This window comes from Caballeronia sp. LZ032, assembly GCF_031451315.1.
Classification (GTDB): Bacteria; Pseudomonadota; Gammaproteobacteria; order Burkholderiales; family Burkholderiaceae; genus Caballeronia.
In genome coordinates, this window is the sequence record NZ_JARUXP010000032.1 from 1 (window position 1) to 1,997 (window position 1,997).

The window sequence follows — 1,997 nt, forward strand, 5'->3', positions numbered from 1 at the left end:
TGCGCGTGAACGGTCACAACGATTCAAGCGCGGAGACCATGTCCGCCAGGCTCACCGACATCATGGTGACCGGCGGCATGACCAAGCTGTACATGCAGCGCCAGCAGCAGAACGCGGAGGCCGCTGAACTGGTGGCGTCGTTCCCCACCGACCGGCTCGGGGCGCGCTATGAGATCGGCCAGACGCTGACGCTGTCGTGGTCGCCCGCCGATGCTGTCGCCATCGCGGGGTGAGCCGATGAACCCGTCCGCCATGACCGCGCAGAACGATCGCGCCGCGCCGCGCAAAACACGCAACCCGCGCCTGAGCCGCAAGCTGCGCGTGGCCGCGATGGCCGCACCCGTGATCGTGCTGCTCACGGTGTTCCTGATCTATCCGGTCGGACAATTGCTGCTGCTGAGTATTCACAATCAGAGCGGCTTCACGATGGCCGAGTACAAGCGGCTGTTCGCCTCGTCGGTGTATGTGGAAGTGCTGTGGGTGACGATGAAGGTATCGCTGCTCACGACCTTCTTCTCGGTGCTGGTGGGCTATCCCGTTGCGTACCTGATCTCGGCCGCCACGCGCGAGCGCAAGAACCGCTTGCTGTACTGGGTGCTGCTGTCGTTCTGGACCAGCTTTCTGGTGCGTACGTTTGCGTGGGTCGTGCTGCTCGGGCGCAACGGTGTGCTCAACTGGGTGCTGAAGCACCTCGGTCTTGTGGATTCGCCGCTGGGCCTGCTGTACAACCTGCCGGCAGTGATCGTAGGCATGACGCACGCGTTGATGCCGATCGCCATCATGACGATGCTCTCGGTGATGGAGAACATCGACCGGAGGTTGCCGAGCGCGGCATCGACGCTCGGTGCGCGTCCGGGCACGGCGTTCTGGAAGGTGTATTTCCCGCTGTCGCTGCCGGGGGTGTTTGCGTCTGCGTTGATGGTGTTCGTCACCGCAATCGGCTTCTTCATCACGCCGACGCTGCTGGGCGGACGTCACGAGACGATGATTACGCAGTTGATCATCGATCAGGTGTTGCAGGCGTTGAACTGGGGTTTCGCGGGTGCGATCTCGGTGCTGCTGCTGGCGGTGGTGCTGGTGGTGTTCGTGGTGTATGACCGGATGGTCGGTCTCTCGACGATGACTGGTGGCAGCACGGCGAACAACCCGAAGCAGCACGGTGGCATGGGCCGCAAGTTCGGTGACGCGCTGCTCACGCTGCTGGCGAACGCAACCGACACGCTGATCGCCGTACTCCCGAAGCGCAAGAAGCGCGCAGGCGACGGCAACGGCATGACGCTGCGCACCGTCGTCACACTGATCCTGGTGTTCCTGAGCGCGCCTGCGTTCCTGATGATCCCACTGTCGTTCGATTCCGCCTCGGGCCTTGCCTGGCCGCCGCATGGCGTGTCGTTGCAGTGGTACCAGCAGGTGATGGATTCGCCGCTGTGGATGCAGGCCGCGACCCGTTCGCTGGTGGTAGGCGTGGGCACCGGTGTGCTGTCGATGGCGATCGGCACGCCCGCGGCCTTCCTGCTGGTGCGCGGCGGCTTGCGCTGGAATGCGGCGATGCTCGCGTTCGTGCTCGCGCCGATCGTCGTGCCGCGCATGATCCTGGCGGTGGGCGTGTTCTATTTCTTCGCGAAGATTGGCCTGGTGGGTTCGTCGCTGGGACTGGTGCTGGCGCACACGGTGGTCGCGGTGCCGTACGTGGTGATCACGATGATGGCCGTGCTGCGCAACTACGACACGCGACTCGATCTGGCCGCACAGAGCATGGGCGCCCGCACCTTCACGACACTCAGACGCGTAACCTTCCCGATCCTGAGTGCAGGCATGCTCTCCTCGTTCCTGTTCGCGTTCGCGACCTCGTTCGATGAGTTGACCATCGCGCTGTTCTCGTCAGGCGGATTGAGCACGACGCTGCCCAAGCAGTTCTGGGACGAGACCACGATGCAGATCTCGCCGGTGATCGCCGCTGTCTCGACGCTGCTGTTCGTGTTCATCTCCATTCTGAT

At 63.6% G+C, this 1,997-nt stretch carries 2 protein-coding genes; both read left to right on the forward strand.

Annotated features, from left to right (window positions below; genetic code table 11):
* Positions 1 to 233 (forward strand): TOBE domain-containing protein (locus tag QCE69_RS39255; RefSeq protein WP_309936144.1); only part of this gene is annotated, 233 nt, incomplete at its 5' end.
* Between the two features lie 4 nt (positions 234 to 237).
* On the forward strand, positions 238 to 1,997 hold a 1,760-nt coding region (locus tag QCE69_RS39260; RefSeq protein WP_409021285.1), incomplete at its 3' end, for an ABC transporter permease subunit.